This window comes from Shewanella insulae (genome assembly GCF_009831655.1).
GTDB classification, from domain to species: Bacteria; Pseudomonadota; Gammaproteobacteria; order Enterobacterales; family Shewanellaceae; genus Shewanella; species Shewanella insulae.
Genome location: NZ_WRPA01000004.1, coordinates 248,831 through 266,046 on the forward strand (window position 1 = coordinate 248,831; position 17,216 = coordinate 266,046).

The following is a 17,216-nucleotide window of genomic DNA, read 5'->3' on the forward strand; positions in this document are numbered from 1 at the left end:
AGCAATTACAGCTTGTAGCTCATGCTTAGCATGATCAGGTGTGCATTGTAGTCATGGCTGTTGTAACCAAAGCCGACTAGGTTCCAGATGCCGTCTGGCGCTATGCTGTTACCTGGGTCATTGTCCTTGTACTTCTCCATCTTGTAGTCAAGACGCAGCGCCATCTTGTCGGTGGCCTGGTATTGACCGTAGACATTGACGTTATGGACCTTGGCATAGTAATCACCATAGTCGCCGCTGAGACCCTGCTGCACCTGGGTGTTGCTGCTAGAATCTGAGTAGGTGTAGTCCACGCCCAGGCGTAGTTTCTTCTCTAACAGATTGTTGTAGCTGAACCCGGCGCCGATCACATCGACCTGATCTTCCACCAGACCAAACCAGTTAGGCGCACCGAAATTGTTGCTGCCTGCCTGCTCTGAGTCTATGTTTTGACGATTGTAGAAGGCATTCACCATCATGTCGTCGTTGATCAGGTAGCTGGCACTGATGTCGTAGCTGATATCCTGCGACTCGGTCAGACCTATCTGGGTCTCGTTGTAGTCGTCCAGGGCATAACGGCCGCCGAAGTCTATGGTCAGGGCATCGACTGGCGTGTGGCTGATACGTGCCTCGACCATGGTGCGCTGACGATCCGCCAGATTGTACTTGCGCAGCAGGCTGTTAGACTCGCTCGAGGTCCACTCTGAGGCCTGATATTCCGAGCCATCACGCTCGCCATAGCTGCCCTTGATCCACATATCCCAGTTGTCGAACGCGCTGAGGCGGAACTTGGTCCATAGCGTGTTCTCATCTGTGGTCTCGCGGTCCTGGTAGCTACGCTCGTCGCGGCGGAAGTCGTAACCCGCTTCCAGCTTCATGCCACGGCTCAGACGGAAATCGGCGCCCAACTTAGCCCTTTGTGTCGTGAAGTCATAAGGGGTGTTGTATGCCACCTTGCCTGTGGTGGAGTTGATGCTGATCTGGGTCCACTCTTCCACATTGGTCTTGTTATCGCGGTCGCTATAGTCATAGCTGGCGTTAACGCGAACCGTGCGGTTGATGCGAGACACCACCTTGAGGTTAGCGCCCTTCATGTCGACCTTGGCATCCAGTGCATCCACAGGTGTCTGGTAACCATAACCTGAGGTGACCAGTGCCTGATCCTGGCTCATCTGACCATAATGCACGCGGCCGCTCATGATGGTGCTGCCCGCCGTGTATTGGCCCATCAGCGAGACTGTGTGGGCCTCGTTGTCTGGGTCTAAGGCCATGGTGCCCTGAGTCTGGGCGCCGAAGGTCGGATTAAAGGCGTTGTCGAAGGTAAGCTGGCTGTATTGGTTCTTAAAGCTCGAACCTGAGTAGGCCAGGGCGGTAAACCAGTTGTCGCCTTTAAGCTTGATACCCGCCTCAACCGTGTCTGTGGTGTAGTCCACAGGCTCTGCCAGCATCATAGACTGATTGAAGAAACTGCCCGATGCCTGTTTAAGGCCGGTCTTGTCTTCACGCTGGTAGTTGACGTAGGTGCTCCACAGCTCTTCACCTTGATATTCGAAGCCGATGCCGGCGCGCTTGCGCTTGAGCGACAGCTCAAGTGGGTTGAGGCTGCTGTATAGCTCGCTCATATCCTGGCTCGAACCCGCCGTCTGCCAGTTGTCTGGCAGGGTCAGGTGGTCGCCGCCTACTCCTTGATAAGGGCTCATCGCCTTGTCAGTCTTGTAGGTGGCTATCTGACGGTAGTTGAGGCTCAGCTTGTGCTGACCTACCTTGCCGGACTCGAGATCTAGGCGGCCGTTTTCCATGCCGAGGTTTTGCGCCTCTATGCTGGCACGGTAGCCAGATTCGCTGATGTAGCTCACATCGGCGTCGACCTTGCCGACAAATTCATTTTCGGCGGCAAAGGCGTTGGCCGAGCGGATGTCGTCGCTGTCGTTGTAACCGACGCCGGCACCGATAGTGCCATTGACGCCCGTCTCAATCTTACAGCGCTTACAGGCCCACTTGTCGAACTTCACCTTTTCTGTGTTGGCGTTTTGAATGCCATAGCCATCGGCCAGTGCCATGCCGGGAATTGCGAACCCGGCATTAGCGATAAGGGCGAGGGTGACTACATTGAGTTTGAATTTCATCTTCTCGTCTCCTTAGCGCTGGAACAGTTTGCCAGATGGATGGTTAGAACCATGGATCTGGTTGTGACAGTTCAGACAGCTGCGACCACCGGTAAAGGCATTGCCACCCACGCTTGAACCTTGGTCAGTGTTGCCCATGTAAGCATTGCTGGCATGGCCATCGCTAGCGTGGCACTGCTGGCAAAGTTGTGGGGCGCGGGTCTTCAACATGCCCTCGTTAACGCTGCCGTGCGGGTTGTGACAGGTTACGCAGTTCTCAGTTACGGGCGCATGTTCCCATAGCTTAGGGCCGCGTTTTTCTGCGTGGCATTCGTAGCAGGTATCGTTAACGCTGGGCTTGACCAGGTCCGAGTCCGACAGGGTACCGTGTGGATTGTGACAATCGCTACAGACCATCTGTGCCCACTTCATTGGGTGAGAAGAGCGCTTGTTCATGTCGGCTTTTTGCTTGGTGTGACAGCTGGTACAGATCTCCATCTCTGTGTTCTTAGAGAGCACAGGATCCTTATCTGTGTGCACCGAGTGACAAGAGGCACAGGCAACATCGGCGTTGTCATGGTGACCGCCGTTCCAGGCCATGCGCTTGTCATCTTTGTGACAGCTCATACAGACGCTGTTTTGCTTCTCGGCAGACAGGGTGGAGTCGGGACCGAAGGCGATCATCGGCTCCTTACCGCCACGGTTATGTTTACCCATGGGGCCGTGGCAGGCTTCACACTGCAGGCCGGCCATCGGGCTCTTGCTCGAGTCGGCAGCGCCATGTACGCCCTTAAACAGGTCCATGACCTTTTCAGACTTACCGTGACACATGAGACAAGAGTCGGCACCCTTAGGCGAGTATTGGCCTTCGGCAAACTTCTTGTCCAGGGTGGCTTCTACCTCGTCCGGGGTCATCTTAGCATCCCACTTGGACGCCACCGCGCCCTGGCTAATGCCCAGCGACAGCAGGGCCGCTGCCATCACCGCCGGAAACAGGCTATTGAATTTATTTGTGATTTTCATAATAGGCATCCTAATTTGCACAAATGAGTAGTGAAAAGTGGGGGAGGTGACTCCCCCGGTTTTCAATTTGAGATGCGCAAATTACATCTTCACCGCAGTGTGATCTTCGATAACGGGTGCGTGGCAGTAGAAACAGGTTTCTAGCTGCGCCGCGTCGTTAGCGACATCTTTAGCGCCATTGATGATGGCACCTTGGCTCTCGACGTGGGCCTTGACGCTATCGCTGGTGTGACAAGAAGTACATGTCGCGGCGATAGGTGTGCTGTATTGGCCGCCAGCCGTCGCCAGGGCACCCTTAGCCTTGAAGGCGTCCAGGTTGAAGTCGTTGTGACACTGGGCACAGTCTTTGATGATGCCTTGCTCGCCGTGTACCAGGTGCAGTTTCATCTCTAGTGCACCCTTGTTCGCGCCGCCAGCGTATGTGCCGTCTGGCGTGTGACAGGCCACACAAGCATCGACACCTACAATAGGCATGTCGTTGGCATCTTTGGTGTGAGCTAACTGCTCAGACAGGACGAAACCAGCGTGGTGACTACCCTTGTGCACTTCGAACTCTGTGGTGTGACAAGAAGCACAGGCGGTGAAGTTCACTGAGTCGACGTGACGCATGCTTGGCGCCTCGCCAGACAGAGTGGCGAAGGCCAGGTCGGCTTTCATGCCAGTGTACTGGTCGGTGTCGCTACCGTCGAAATCTGGATCGTCGCAGTTAACGAACTCACCCTTGTCTGAGCACATGGCCCAGCCAACGAAGGTGAAGGCAGTTTCGTTGTCTGCACCCTCAGCACCCAGTTGAAGATCTTTGCTGGTGGTGTAAACCAGCTTGCCTTCTTCAATCTTAGCGGCCGCATCGAGCACGCCATTCTTGATGGCATTGATTGAGTCTTTACCTCGATAACCTAGGGTCACATTGTTCGGACCTACGTTAGTGACGATCTCGATACGCTGGATCATTGGCTGCAGTGTGGCAAGATCCACGGCGCCGCCGCTGGCATCGACTACCTGAACGCTGATGGTAGCGGCCTGGGTGTCGGCGTCGATAGTCGACTCAACATTGAGGCCGTACTGATCGATAAGGGCTTTCTTGTCATTGCTGGCCTGGCTGTGTAGCTCGGCTGTCCAGGTCGCGTTATGACAGGCAACACAGTTGCTGTTGTCGTTTTGTTGTGAGTGGCCCTTACCCGCTTCGAAGTCTATGTTGACGTGACAGCTGGTACAGGTTTCCATGGTCGGAACGCGTGACCAGTTGCCCCACTCGGTGAGCTCGTCTGACTGAACGTGACAGGTCTGACAGTTGTCCTGAACGATGTGATGTGCCGTCTCGGCGCTCTTGTCCATGTTGCGGCCATACATCTTAGCGTCGTTGTGGACGTTGTGGATCAGATGGTTGAAGGCTACTTGTGGCTTGCCCTTGTCATCGGCCAGCTCTTGAGTGTGACAAGAAACACAAGTCTCAACGCTGGTGTAGCCGTGGTAGATCTTCTGTCCTTCGGCGTGACAGCTGTTACAGCTGGCGGTTGAGACCACATTCTTGGTGTAGAGTGGCTCATAACCTTCGCCAGAGAAATCTTCGGCGATCTCGGTTTGTGGCACCAGAGTGACGCCATCTAGCAGTGTCGAGGCCTTGGCGACAATATTGTATCTCTGGGTCAGCTCTGGGTTGTAGCCTTCCACTTCGATGGTGAAGCTGTAGTTACCATCCTTGTGGTCGGTGAAGGTTTTTTGTGAGCCGATATATTGCCACTCGGCGGCATTACCGGCACCAGTCGCACCTTGTGGTAGTAGCTGAACCACCTTCTTCACTTCGATGTCTTTCAGACCGATAACGGGAAGATCTTCCTCGTTGGTCGCAAAGACTGTGATAGTGGGCGTACCGTTGTCGTATTCCACCTTGGTGACATCAAGGTGAAGCACTTCAATGGCATCGGCCGCTGGACCACCGGGATTGCCCGGATTACCATCTTTACCGTCGCTGCCACCACAACCACTGAGAGCCATGGAGACGGCACCTGCTGCGAGAAGCAGCTTAAACTTATTATTTTGTACGTTCATCATTTTTTCCCTGCATAGGTTTGGCATCGTCTTAAGTGCATGGCCCATCGAATGTGCCGGTTCTCAGTTATAAGTTGTGCTACCTAAGTCAATGCTGGAAATAGAAATCCCCAAGGAAATGCTAACGTAACAGGCGGCTAAAATCTGCCAGACAGCGTCTAATGTGTGACCCAGATCTTTCTATTTCTAAAGGGGTAGGTTTGAGGGCTTGGATAGGCGCTGCAGGAAGGAAAAAATGTTTCAAAATGAAACAGTTTTGCTATTTTTGTTCTTATTTTAGGAATCGCTGTTCTACATAAAAAACAAAGGGAGGCAATGCCTCCCTTTGGGTATTAGATATCACCCCGATGAGTCACCAGGATGAAGCCTAAGTCACTAGTGGCTGCTGCCCCAGTTAGCGTGAGCTTCCAGGATCTGGCTGTCTTTGTGACAGGTTGAACAGGTCTCGGCCGGGTTGAGGCTATCATAGTCACTAGCTGGTACGCCTAAGGTTGTCAGAGGTGCACCGTCTTGCTTGAGCAAGCCACCGTTAGTCTGAATGTGCGCGGCTGTTGCTTCGCTTAGACCGTAAGGTGCCTGGTGACAGCTGACACACGCAGCGGCTTGTGGTGATACCACTAGCTGCTCGTTGGTGTCGCTCAGACGTTGTCCATCGGTTGTGCCGAAGGCGACAGGGGTGGCTTTTGGAGCTATCTTAGAAAGCGAGAATCCATTGTCGCCATGACATGCCTGACATTCAGTCTTCTTGAAGAACAGGTCACCTTCAGGGGTATAGACATAGTGCTTGCTGTGAACAATATAGGCTAGGTTAGAAGAACCTGTGCCTTTCTTGTCACGGGTACCGTTGTGACAGCTTGCACAGCCGTCCATGTCGTTGCTGAAGCGGTGCTTGATCGCTGTGGTGTGACACTGCTGACAAGCCGCCATTTCGGCGTGTTGTACACGTGGAGACTTATCAATTTGTGTACCGTCGACGGCGAAGTAGTCTGTGTCAGAAGGCACGTAAGGGCCAGCATTGGTTGCAACGTTCTCTTCAACAGTACAGTCGGCTAATGCGCCTTTACCGTCGAAGCAGAGGTGTAACTGGCTGCTGAGCGCCACGGTTACTTCTGGGGTTTCCATGACCTGGGCAACCTTGAAGTCGCCATCGGCGATGGTGACATTGATCGAGCCATCCTCGGCAGCTGTGAAATATCTATAACCGACCTTCTGGTAGTTCACCAGGAAGTCATCGTCGACCACGCCATTGAACACTATGGCACTGGTGTCGCCACCGTACTTGTATGGCGTAGGATCGATCTGTGCCAGGGTAACCTTAGTGTCGCCCAGACTCACAGTCATGTTGGCTGTAATCGTCTTAGTGTCAGCGTCATAGCTCATGCTATTGAAGGTGACTTTAGCTGCGGCTGATTGCGCGTTGTCATTCTTCAGGTAGTGGCCAGATTCGGCGCCGCGTACACCGCCGTTTGGATCGTTATGACAGCTCACACAGTTTTGCTTGCTCTCGGCAATCTGGTTGTTGTCATTATCCCAGTGCCAGCTTGGTACCGCGTATGGGCTGTTGTGACAGTTCATACAGGTTGCGGTGTCTAAGTCTGCCTTCCAGGCGTCGGCCATGGCTAGGTTTTCATCTGCCTGGTGACAGGTCTGGCAGTTACCCGCGCTTTGTGGGTAGATGCCATTGTAGGTTGAGTGGCTGTGGATCGCGTGTGCCATACCCTTGATTGAGCCATCAAACTCATAGGTACGTACCACCTTGCCATCGTCATCCTTCTCATCCTTCATGTAGGAGTTGTAGTCGGTATGACAGAAGGTACAAGACTCAAGCGTGACATGCTTACTGCCATGCATGGAAAGTGCGCCATCCTGGCCAGGACGGTGACAGCTTTGACAAGTATCGTTAGCAATCAGTGCTTTAGGCTTGTCTTGAACTGTGTCTGAACTTGGCTGCCAATAGAAGAAGCTGTTGTCGACCATGGTAGAGCCGACACTGTTGCTTGCCTTCACACCGAGGTAGATACCGTTAGTGACATCTGCCTTGTAGTCATACTTACCTAAGGTGTCGATAGGCTTATCGAGTACCAAGGTGTAGCTGCCGTCGCCGTTGTCGGTCAAGCAAGTTTCACAATCCTTACCCTTGAAGTAAGAAGAGCCTGTGTAATGGCCATCGCCTTTATCTTTATTAAAGTAGCTTAACCAGATATCACGTGGGTTACCCTCGAGATCTGTGCTGCCAACTTCATCTTCGTTGCCCACACGGCCGAAAGACACGGCACCGATATCGGCATAACCAAGACCGAACACCGCAACGCCGTTGGCGTCGGTCAGGTTGAAGTTGATTGTGAGGATACCCGCGTCATCTACACTGGCTGACTGGATATGTGATTTAAGGTGTGAGACCTCGCCAATGGGGTTACCAACGGGGCCTGGCTTGCCATCTTCGCCATCTTTACCGTCGCTGCCGCAACCGGATAAGGCGAGTGAGAGAAGCCCTGCACCTAATACAGCTTTAGTCGCTGCATTAACATTGAACTTTTTCATCATGATTATTCCCTGCAATAGTTTTAATCATCACTAATTGATTGTTCTTCAACAGAAACAAATACCAAGATTGAGAACAGTAGTTGTTTTTATCGTTGAGAGCACCCGCTTAGTGTGTGGAATTAATTTCCAACTCTAAGGCTATCGAAATGGCAACTTTTTAGCAGGTGTTTCAGTCCGCTTATGTGATTGAGATCTGACTATTTCTTTAGGGGTAGTTGAAAAAGTGCATTTTTGGTGAAATTTTTATTTCATTCAAGAAAGTCAGCCAGTTAAATCGATTCTTGTTAATCGGTTGTAGATGAATATGGCGACTCCTTTGGTGGTAAGCACCTAGCTCGTGTCCGGGGGCTTGCGTTGCCAGTCGCTTCTTGCCATTGGCATGTGGGGTGAGATGGAAATAGCGTGGCAGGCTAGCCTGCCACGCTTGTCGATATCTAAAACAGTCTTGTCTGTTTTACTTCTGCTTGTGCAGCTCGGCCACCTTCTCTGCGCTGTGACAGGTGAGGCAAGACTCGCTGTGTAGCATGGCGGCATCATAGCTGCCGGCGACGACGCCACCCATACTCTCTATGTGTGATTTAGCCGCCTCTTTTCCGCCGCCGATCTCATAGCTGGATGAGACGTGACAAGAAGCACACACGCCTGCCTGCGGGCTAGAATAGGTCTCATCTTTTCTGTTCCAGCGCATCGGGGTTGAGCGTGCATTCTCCAGGCCGAAGTCGAGATCGCTGTGACAGGCCGAGCAGTTTGCACTGCTAACCAGTTGATGCACATCGGCGCGACCATGGGCCTTGCCGAAGGTGCCGTGAACGCGCACCACCAAGCTGTTGTAGTCACCGGCTTCGTGACACTGAGCACAGGTGTGTAGGTCGGCGTTACGGTAGTGAGACGCGCCTTTACGGGCCACCATGTCGTTGTTGTGACAGCTTGCGCAGTTGTCATAATCCACGGCGCTGGTGCGAACTGCGCCTGGTGTGCCGTCAAGTTTAACGAACTCTGTCTTGGCCGCGTTGGCACTTAACACGCCGCTGCAGTTACCTTCGCCGTCAAGTTCAACCAAGGTCGATGATTTGTTCGCAAAGCAGGTGCTAAAGCTTGAGGTGATCGCCAGATCGGCGCCATTGGCGAGAACCTCTGCCAATGCAGGTAAGCCATAGTTAGGGGTTGAGGCATCGACGGTCACCGTAAAGCTGCCATCTGGGTTAGCGCTGGCGCTACCACTGGTGCGCGCCGCCAGGAAGGCGTCGGGTTTGACGGCGTCGACGGCGTTTACATACACAGTGACGCGCGGCACATGGGCGCTGGTTACCGCCTCTTCACCGTTGTTGAGGTTGAGAGTAAAGCTTAAGGTCGCGCTGGTTTCATCCCAAGCAATCTGACTATAGCTGGCATCGACCAAAATACCGGCCTGCGAAGCCGCCTCTCTGCTGGCTTGTTCGTGGCCCGCGAAGTGACGGAATGCGCCGCCGCGGGTATTGCCATCTTGGCTGCTGTGGCAGGTGACACAACCGACTAACGTTGCGCCTTCTTCGCCCGGCGCCACCAGGCTGCTGCCTTTGTGGTATTCGCCGTGACAGCCTTGACAGCTGGTCACATCTTTATCGCCAAACCAGGCCAGGGCGTGATGCGTTAGCCCTTCGGGCAAGTTCTCTTGTGTGGTGGTGTAGCTGACGTGACAGCTTTGACAGTTGGCGGTCGCGGCAGGGAAGTTAAGCTCGGCCTTTGGATTGCCTTCACTATCGAGCGTTGCGCCGTCAAATTTATAGGCGAATGCGGGGTTGTTGGCATTGGCGATAGCCGAGTTGAACTTGGCCAGTTCGCGGCGATCACCCTCTGTGATGCCTGTATGCACCCCATGAACCAGCCCCTTGATGGAACCGTCGAAGTGGAACTCGACCGTGTTACCTTCAGCATCTACGCCTGAACCGCTGTATAGCGTGTAGTCTGTGTGACAGAAACCACAGCCATCGGCGGTATTACCATAGTTGCCGTGACGGATATGATCCTGACCCACGTGACAGTTAGTACAGGTATCCATCTCCAACACCTTCTTAGGAGAAGCCACCGATTGCTCTGTTAAAGGATCCCAATAGAAAGCTTCGACATTCTTCAGCTTGTTCTGACCCACGCCATAGGTGATCAGGTAGATGCCATTGATTTGGTTGGCATCATAGTCATAGTCCAGGCCGTTGGTGTCGATGATCTCTGGCGCCGTCACCTTGTAACGGCCTTCGCCTAGGTAGCTCAGACAGCTAACCCCTTCCGGGCAGTCACGAGTCGGACGCCAGTTGTTACTGCCCGTCATAGGCACGCCATTCTTGCTGGTGTTGCGATAAGAGAGCCAGATCTCCTCCTCGCCATCGGTGCGGCTAGTGACCTGGGTGCCATCTTCCAGGTTATAGGGGGTGAAGGCCTCGCTGCGGGTGCCCATACGACCGAAGGCGATGCGTAGTGGGTCGGTGAGCGCCTCTAATCCGGTGACGGCGACGCCATTTGGATTGGTCAGGCTGAACTCGAGGCTTAAGGTCTTTGTCGCCTCGTCATAGCTGGCGCGCTCTATTTGGGTTTGGACCGCTGTTGCGCTGTTGATATCGACTGCGATTTCACTAGGCTTTCCATCTTCACCATCTTTACCATCGCTGCCATTACAGCCGACCAGTGCCAGAGACAAGGCTCCGACACCGAATGCTGTTTTGACTGCGGTACTGATTGAATACCGTTTCATCATTTTTTCCCCTGCATGAGAATGAGAGTGATCTCAATTTTTTCTTTTTTGGTATGAACAAGGTGCCTGCGTTATTGCTATTGCCTCAATAACCTGGCGACACCTTAGGGAAATACTACTTAGAAGGGGGTAGGTTAATGGGCTCGTTTGGCGCAAACGTGAAGTGGATCCATTAAGCTTGGTAGAGATTGATAAGCTTGTTAAATCTTATATTTTACAGTCGGTTAAAAATGCCAGCCCACGAAGGTATGAGTGATGTGTTGTAAAAATAAGCCTTATCTTAAATAAAGCTTAAATGGCAGTACTTATTTAAGCTCGGTTTTGATCTAACGCAAGAGTCGGTGCTGGGAAATTGATCTATGTTCCATCGTTAAATCTTGAGATTGTAGGTGGGGTGTTATAGGTCTGTTTGCGGTGAGTTTGAGTTGTGTTAAATCGATAAGGAAAAGGAGGCCGAAGCCTCCTGTTTAATTAATTCCTCATTCACTGTCTGGGGGATTTTACTCCTGGTGAATGCCTAACAGCTGAGTCGGTGTATGGCAGGTAGCGCAGGTTTCTGCCGCACGGGTGCGTACATCGTCTGCGTCCATGCCATCTAAGATACCGCCGTTGGACTGGATATGGGCCGCCCCAGAATCCTTAAGGTATTTCTGGTGGCAGCTCAGGCAGGCGCCCGCGTCGGAGGAGACCCAGATATCGACACCCGTGGTGGTGTCGCCATAACGCCAGACCCGGTCGCTGGCCCGCCCCAGGGTGATGCCATCATCTGTATGGCAGGTGAGGCAGTCTGTCTTGAGTACAGTGCCAGACTGTACGCCGGCATACTTGAGGTAGTGCCCCTCAGCCTCGTGGGCCTTAAAGGCGAAGCTGGTAGGCTTACGTCCGCCAGGGTAGTTGTCATCGCCGCGGGTGGTCTTGTCCGAGGTATGACAGGTCTGGCAGTTATAGCCATTGTTATAGTGGTGGTTTTCCTGATTGTGGCAGGTCTGACACTTAGTGGTATCGACGATGGCGCGGCGCATCGCTATCTGCTCCCCTTCGGCCATTCCTGTGCCGGACCAGACGAAACGGTATGGTGCCTCTTTCACGGCTACCGAACGGGTATCATCGCTACAGGCGGTCATCACCACCTCGTCGATGCCATAGCCGCCGTGGTTAAAGCAGACCTCGATGGCCGACCAGAGCTCGAAGGTTTTACCCATGGCGTCGACCGGCATATCGAAGGTGTTGGCGACTATGGTGAAGGTCTTGCTGGCTTCGTCATAGGTGCCCTGGGATAACCTGAATCTACGATTGCTGTAGGAGGCGTCGCTGTAGGCAGGGTAGTCCTTATCCACATCCCAGGCCACCACGACGCGGGTGCTCAGCTCGATAAACTCGCTGGCTACCGGATTGCCGGCAGGGTCGGTCACCTGAAGATCAAACTTCAGCTTACCGTCGTTATCCAGCCCAATATTGCTGAAACTGGCCCCCATGGTCTGGGCGAGCGAGTAGGCCTTTAGCACGTCGCCGTGGCGCTTCTCGGCGTTGCCTGTTCCCGGATAGGTATTTGTTGCGTTGTGGCAGGCGACGCAGTTGGTGCTGGAGTGGTTTTCGGACGGCTTCTCGCTATGGCAGCCGATGCAGGCGATGCTGGAATGATCGGCCTTAAACAGGGCGGCATCGCTTGGAGCGTCATCTCCCTCTCTATGACAGGCCGCGCAGTTGGCTGCCGGTTTCTGGGGGAACATCACCTTGCCGTAATCGTGCAGGCTACCACCATAGCCCACTATCTTATAGGGGGCGGGCACATATCCGTCAGGCGTGCTGGTGACTCTGTCCTGGCCTTTGTGAATGGAGTGGATCATGTAGACGAATTCTATGCTGTTGCCGCTCTCGGGATCGCCCGAGGTAGCGGTATGACAGCTGGCGCAGTTTTCAAGATTGATGCGGCGGCCACCGTGCAGGGCCAGGCTCTCCTCCTGGTGACAGTTAAGACAGGTCTGCTTACTCACCACATTGCGGGTTTGAATTCCGTCTGTTGAACCCGATGAGGGCTGCCAGTCATGGTGGGCGTTGGCGGTCGCCTGGGGCAGCTTCAGCTCCAGGGTGACCCTGTGAGTGTTATCACCATTGTAGGTGATGGCCAAAGGCTCGGTGACGTTGGCGATATTCTGCTGAAATTTATAGGTGTAGCTGCCATCGAGATTGTCCATCAGGCAGTCTTCGCAGGCGCTGGCGGCCTCTACACCGGCCTGATATTGGGGTGAAGGATTGAGCCCTGAGGTGTCATCTGGCAGTGCTCCCGGTTGTCTCAGGCTATTGATGTAGGCCTGCCATTGGTAGCCGCGGTCAAAGTTTTGGCCATCAGTCGTCTCTGTTACCTGAGCCAGCTGGGCGATGCCGAATCTAAGATCATAGTCTTTGGTTAGGCCGAGAACGGCCACGCCGTTGGCATTTTCCAGCTTAAAGGTCACGCTGACCTGACCATCTTCTACCGATGCCTGGGTAAACTGGGCCATCACAGTAGGGGTGTCGGCGATGCTGACCCCTATTACTCCGTCGGGGCCGTCTTTACCATCCTTACCGTCGCTACCACAGCCCAGTAGCAGCGCGCTGCAACTCAGGGCGATGAGGCTCCATTGATTCACCTTCTTGTTTATATCCATCATAGTGCCTTCCATTTCAGTCAAACTCTCAATGCGTTGTCGAATCGGCGCCAGCATGCCGGCGCCTTGTCCGGTTTATTTGATGGGATGCACGGTCAGTACATCGGCATCGGCGCCTTGTCGGTGACAGGTGCTGCAGCTCTCGGTGCCTGCGGTGGCATCGGACAGTGTGCCGTTGAACACGGCGCCTTGCTGGATCATATGGTTCTTGTTGGTCTCGCTGCTGTGGCAATCGCTACAGATGGCGGCTGTCGGGCTGGTGTAGCTGCCATCGTCTATGGCCAGCGGTTTCACACCGGGATCCAGGGGCAGTGCGACCGAGAGTATTCCGTCTCTGTCTACGTGGCACTGGGCACAGTTGCCTATGTTGCCAGGATAGTTGATCCCTTCGAAGCCGGCGCGCTGGCCGCTGTGAATGCCGTGGATCAGATGCTTAAAGTCCGCCGTGGTGAGGGACGGATTGTCTGCGGCCTCGGCCAACATGTTAGGGTTGTGACACAACTGACACTGGCCCTCTAGATCGTTGCGCGAACCGTGGAAGTTCAGCTGCTGATCCCCGTGACAGCTGCCGCAGGTGTCGTTGCTGACCACTAGGCGGCGGCCATTATCGCTCAAGGCATCCGTGGCGAAAAAGCGATGGCTGGACTTGATCACCACTTCGCTGTTGGCCTCATCACTGCAGGCGCCCAGTACGCCGCTGGCGGCGCAGACTCTGCCCTGAATCGCTAGTGTGCCTTTATCCATCTCGCTACCTGTGGGGACCGTCAGCCCGGCTATCTGATAGTCGAAGCTGCCGTTGCTGCCTGAGATAGGCGTGGTTTCATGCACACGTATCGAGCGCGCCGAGCGGGTGGCATAGTCGAAGCTGGTGCCCCAGTTGGCGTAGACACGAAGGTCAGAGACGAAATCGAGTTGGTCGGCGCTGGCCATGTAGGGCTGACCCGTCGCGGGGTTTTCCAGTGTCAGGGTAAAGGAGACGGTATCGCCGCTGCGCATGGCTTTGGTGATCACCGGCTTAAATTGCGCCAATGCCTGGGCGTTGCCGCCATCGTTGTGGACGCTGGCGGTCCAATCTGGGTTGTGACAGGCGACGCAGTTGGCGTTGTTGAGCTGCGTCGGATGGCCTTCCCCCTTCTTGAAGTCGATATTAGTATGGCAGGCGCCACAGGCCTCCATGGTGGGCACCCGTGCCCAGTTCATCTGCTCGCTCAGGGTCTCATCCTCGGCATGACAGGTCTGACAGTTGGCCAGCGAGCCTGGGAAGCCGGTCAGGTGTTTGCCGTGGATCATCTGCGGGAAGATGTTGTCTGGATTGCTGACGCGATCGGCGTTGTGGCAGGTCACACAGGTCTCTATCTGGTTGTAGTTACCGCGATGGAAGGCTAGATCGTTGTGACAGCTGTTGCAGGTCTCTATCTTGATCAGGTTTCGGGTGTAGACAGGATCGCTGCTGGTGCCCTCTTTGTCGCCCTGCCAGTCGAAATGCTGATTGGTGATAGGCAGGCTGGTGCCATCGGCCAAGCTGTCGCCGCCTAGCTTAACCACTATGCGCTGGGTGGCGCCGGCCTGGTAGCCGACATCGTTCAAGCCGTCGAAGGCGGCGCTGAAGGTATAGCTATAATTGCCATTTCTATGATCCACATACTCCCCGGGGCAGCTGTCGTTACAGCTCTCGGAGGTGAAGTATTGCCACTGGGAGGCGTTGCCCGCATTGGTGTAGCCCTGGGGCAGCAGCTGAGCGGCAATAAAGGTGGCGCTTGGGATCCCCACCACAGGTTCGTCATCCTGATTGGTGACGCGATAGTTCACCGTGGCGACACCTGATTGCATCTGCACGGGATCGAAGCTGACGACTAAGGTGTCGATCACCATGGCAGGTGGGCCGCCGGGCTCGCCAGGATTACCAGGTTTACCATCGTCGCCGCCACAGGCGGAGAGTAGTGAAATTAGCCCAAACAGCGCGGCATAATGGAAAGTTTTGTTCATCTTCATCATCGCTTCCTTGGCATAGGGGGCGCCTGAGTTACAGCTGGTAACTCAGGGTCACTCCAAAGTAGTGGGCGTTGTAATCATGGCTTAGGTCGCCGAAGGTCAACACGTTGGGGATGCTGTCTGGCACCAGGTTTTCGTTGGCCCAATCGGCGTCTTGGTACTGCTCGAAGATCCAATCTAGCCGCAGTCCCAGGCTCTCGCTGAGGTTAAAGTCTGCGAAGGCGTTGAGATTGTGCCGGGTGGCGTAATAGCTGCCATAGGGGCTGTGCAGGCCCTGGCTTATCTCTGTGTCGCTCTGGCCGTCGCTATAGCTGTAGTTGATGCCCAGTCGCAGACGGTTTTCCAGCTGGGCGTCGTAATCGATTCCCGCGCCGATAAGGGTTGCCTTATCCTCGGTGGTGGCAAACCAGTTGGCACTACCGAAGTTGTTACTGCCCACCTGATCGCTGTCGCGCCAGTCCTGATTGACAAAGGCGCTCAGGTTAATCTGCTCATTCAGGGCATAGTTGGCGGAGAGATCGTAGCCCTGGCTATCGACCTGGGTCAGGCCTATCTGGGTGTCTGTGTAGTCATCCTGCATCAGGTGTAGGTTGAGCGTGGCGCTGAGTGCCTCGCCGTTATAGCTGGTGTAGAGGCCATAACGCTGGCGCTCACGATCGGCCAGATAGCTGCGCCTTAACAGCGGGTTGTTGGGGCGATTGCTGACGCTAGAGCCCAGATACTCGCTGCCGCCGCGATCCTCAAATTCGGCCTTGAGCCAGGTTTGCCATTGGGCAGAGAGCCGGTAGTGGAGCTTGGCCGTGACATCGGACGTTTGCAGGCTGTCGCGGTCGAGGGCGTTGTAGTTGTTGTGCTCATACTGGTATTGCAGATCCAGATAGAGGCTGCGGGTAAAGCGATACTTGGCCCCCAGATTTGCCTGTTGGCGGGTACGGTCATAGGCCTGATTAGGCTTATCGCCACTGTAATAGCTGTCGGTGATTATCTGCGGATAACTCAATATTTCAGTCTTGTTGTCACGATCGCGATAGTCGTAGTCGGCCCTGAGGCTGAGCTCTGGCGTAAGACGTCCCAGATACTTAAGCTTCATTTCCAGCTGGTCCACCTGGCCATTGAGATCGCTCGCCGGCAGCATGGGGGAGGGGCCGTTGATGGTTGCTTGCAAATAGGCCTGATCTTGGGTCATGCGGCTAAAGCCCAGATGCATCAGCACCTGCTGCCCTGGGGCGGAGAACTGGCTGTGGGCCGCGACGCGATAGGCCTTGTTGTCAGGGGCGACGGCGCTCTGGCCAGAGTAGGCGGCGCCGAAGGTGGGGCTGAAGGCCGATTGCCAGTGCAGGGCACTGAGATCGTTTTTATAGTGGCTAAGCTCGGCATCTATGCCTGTCAGCCACTGGTCGCCACGAAAGTAGAGTTTGCCCTCGATGCGATCGCTCTTGTCTTCGACGCGCTCCGACAGCATTGTGCTGTTGGTCAGCAGGTTGGCGCTGGCGCGGCGGTTGCCTTGACGCTTCTCATGTTGGTAGCCGAGACTGGCCTCGTAGAAGCTGCCGGTATAGACGGTGTCGAGACGGTAACGGTCGCGGGTGATCTTAAGTTCACTCGCCATCAGGCTTTCGTTTAGGCTGTTCATCTGCTCGGTTGTAGCGGCGCTCTGCCATTGGCTGGGGAGCTGCCAACTGTTTGCCGCTAGCCGGTACGGAGTGAGTGCGGCGTTGTTATCGAAGCGGGCAAAGCCTCGATAGCTGGCGGCTATCTCGTACTGCCCCTTGCGCCCAGTGGTTAGGCTGGCCGAGCCGGCGTCGTAGCCTAGGCGGTTAGCCTTAAACTGGGTCTGATAGCCAGAGGCCTTCTTGTGGGTCAAATCAGCCTCCAGGCTCGCCACGACGCCATCAGTATCTGTGCCAGTGGTGTTGCCAAAACGGCTGTCACTGCCGTCGTTATAGGCGACGCCTATGCCTATCTCGCCCCTGGTTGCATCCTTGACCTCACAGCGCTTGCACTGCCAGGCGTCCATCTTTACCTTACTGCGATTGGCCGAGGCGAGATCGTACCCCTGGGCCGATGCCAGGCTGCTGATGATAGAGAGGGCCAGCAGGCTGAGTGGCCAAGGGCGTATTTGAGTGCCGTCTTGTCTGTTCATCGCTATGT

Annotated in this window: 8 protein-coding genes; all 8 read right to left on the reverse strand. The window is 54.7% G+C overall.

Translation table 11 applies throughout. The features are described from left to right. Positions 1–5 precede the first annotated feature (5 nt). The 8 genes from GNT65_RS06800 to GNT65_RS06835 all read right to left on the reverse strand — a co-directional run bounded on the left by GNT65_RS06800 (position 6) and on the right by GNT65_RS06835 (position 17,208). Positions 6–2,105: an MtrB/PioB family decaheme-associated outer membrane protein gene (locus tag GNT65_RS06800; protein WP_160794615.1), complete on the reverse strand. Its 2,100-nt coding sequence runs from the start codon at positions 2,103–2,105 to the stop codon at positions 6–8. Positions 2,106–2,117: 12 nt separating this feature from the next. Beyond that, entirely contained in the window at positions 2,118–3,107 is a 990-nt protein-coding gene (locus GNT65_RS06805) for a DmsE family decaheme c-type cytochrome (protein ID WP_160794617.1), read from the reverse strand. Positions 3,108–3,188: 81 nt separating this feature from the next. Further along, positions 3,189–5,159, reverse strand: a complete 1,971-nt coding sequence (locus GNT65_RS06810; RefSeq protein ID WP_160794619.1) for an OmcA/MtrC family decaheme c-type cytochrome — start codon at positions 5,157–5,159, stop codon at positions 3,189–3,191. A 372-nt stretch (positions 5,160–5,531) separates the two neighbouring features. Next, entirely contained in the window at positions 5,532–7,700 is a 2,169-nt protein-coding gene (locus GNT65_RS06815) for an OmcA/MtrC family decaheme c-type cytochrome (protein WP_160794621.1), read from the reverse strand. A 454-nt stretch (positions 7,701–8,154) separates the two neighbouring features. Beyond that, positions 8,155–10,425, reverse strand: a complete 2,271-nt coding sequence (locus tag GNT65_RS06820; RefSeq protein WP_160794623.1) for a multiheme c-type cytochrome — start codon at positions 10,423–10,425, stop codon at positions 8,155–8,157. Positions 10,426–10,925: 500 nt separating this feature from the next. After that, complete coding sequence (locus tag GNT65_RS06825; RefSeq protein WP_160794716.1) at positions 10,926–13,073, reverse strand: OmcA/MtrC family decaheme c-type cytochrome; 2,148 nt, start codon at positions 13,071–13,073, stop codon at positions 10,926–10,928. Positions 13,074–13,148: 75 nt separating this feature from the next. Further along, a complete protein-coding gene (locus GNT65_RS06830) occupies positions 13,149–15,059 on the reverse strand; it encodes an OmcA/MtrC family decaheme c-type cytochrome (RefSeq protein WP_160794718.1) in 1,911 nt (636 codons plus the stop codon). A gap of 37 nt (positions 15,060–15,096) precedes the next feature. Further along, positions 15,097–17,208 carry an MtrB/PioB family decaheme-associated outer membrane protein gene (locus GNT65_RS06835; protein WP_160794625.1) on the reverse strand — a complete coding sequence of 704 codons (2,112 nt, stop codon included), beginning with the start codon at positions 17,206–17,208 and terminating at the stop codon, positions 15,097–15,099. Between the last annotated feature and the right edge of the window lie 8 nt (positions 17,209–17,216).

Coding starts and splice junctions, on each gene's coding strand:
- GNT65_RS06800 (WP_160794615.1), bottom strand. CDS start 2,105: ATGAAATTCAAACTCAATGTAGTCACCCTCGCCCTTATCGCTAATGCC.
- GNT65_RS06805 (WP_160794617.1), bottom strand. CDS start 3,107: ATGAAAATCACAAATAAATTCAATAGCCTGTTTCCGGCGGTGATGGCA.
- GNT65_RS06810 (WP_160794619.1), bottom strand. CDS start 5,159: ATGATGAACGTACAAAATAATAAGTTTAAGCTGCTTCTCGCAGCAGGT.
- GNT65_RS06815 (WP_160794621.1), bottom strand. CDS start 7,700: ATGATGAAAAAGTTCAATGTTAATGCAGCGACTAAAGCTGTATTAGGT.
- GNT65_RS06820 (WP_160794623.1), bottom strand. CDS start 10,425: ATGAAACGGTATTCAATCAGTACCGCAGTCAAAACAGCATTCGGTGTC.
- GNT65_RS06825 (WP_160794716.1), bottom strand. CDS start 13,073: ATGGATATAAACAAGAAGGTGAATCAATGGAGCCTCATCGCCCTGAGT.
- GNT65_RS06830 (WP_160794718.1), bottom strand. CDS start 15,059: ATGAACAAAACTTTCCATTATGCCGCGCTGTTTGGGCTAATTTCACTA.
- GNT65_RS06835 (WP_160794625.1), bottom strand. CDS start 17,208: ATGAACAGACAAGACGGCACTCAAATACGCCCTTGGCCACTCAGCCTG.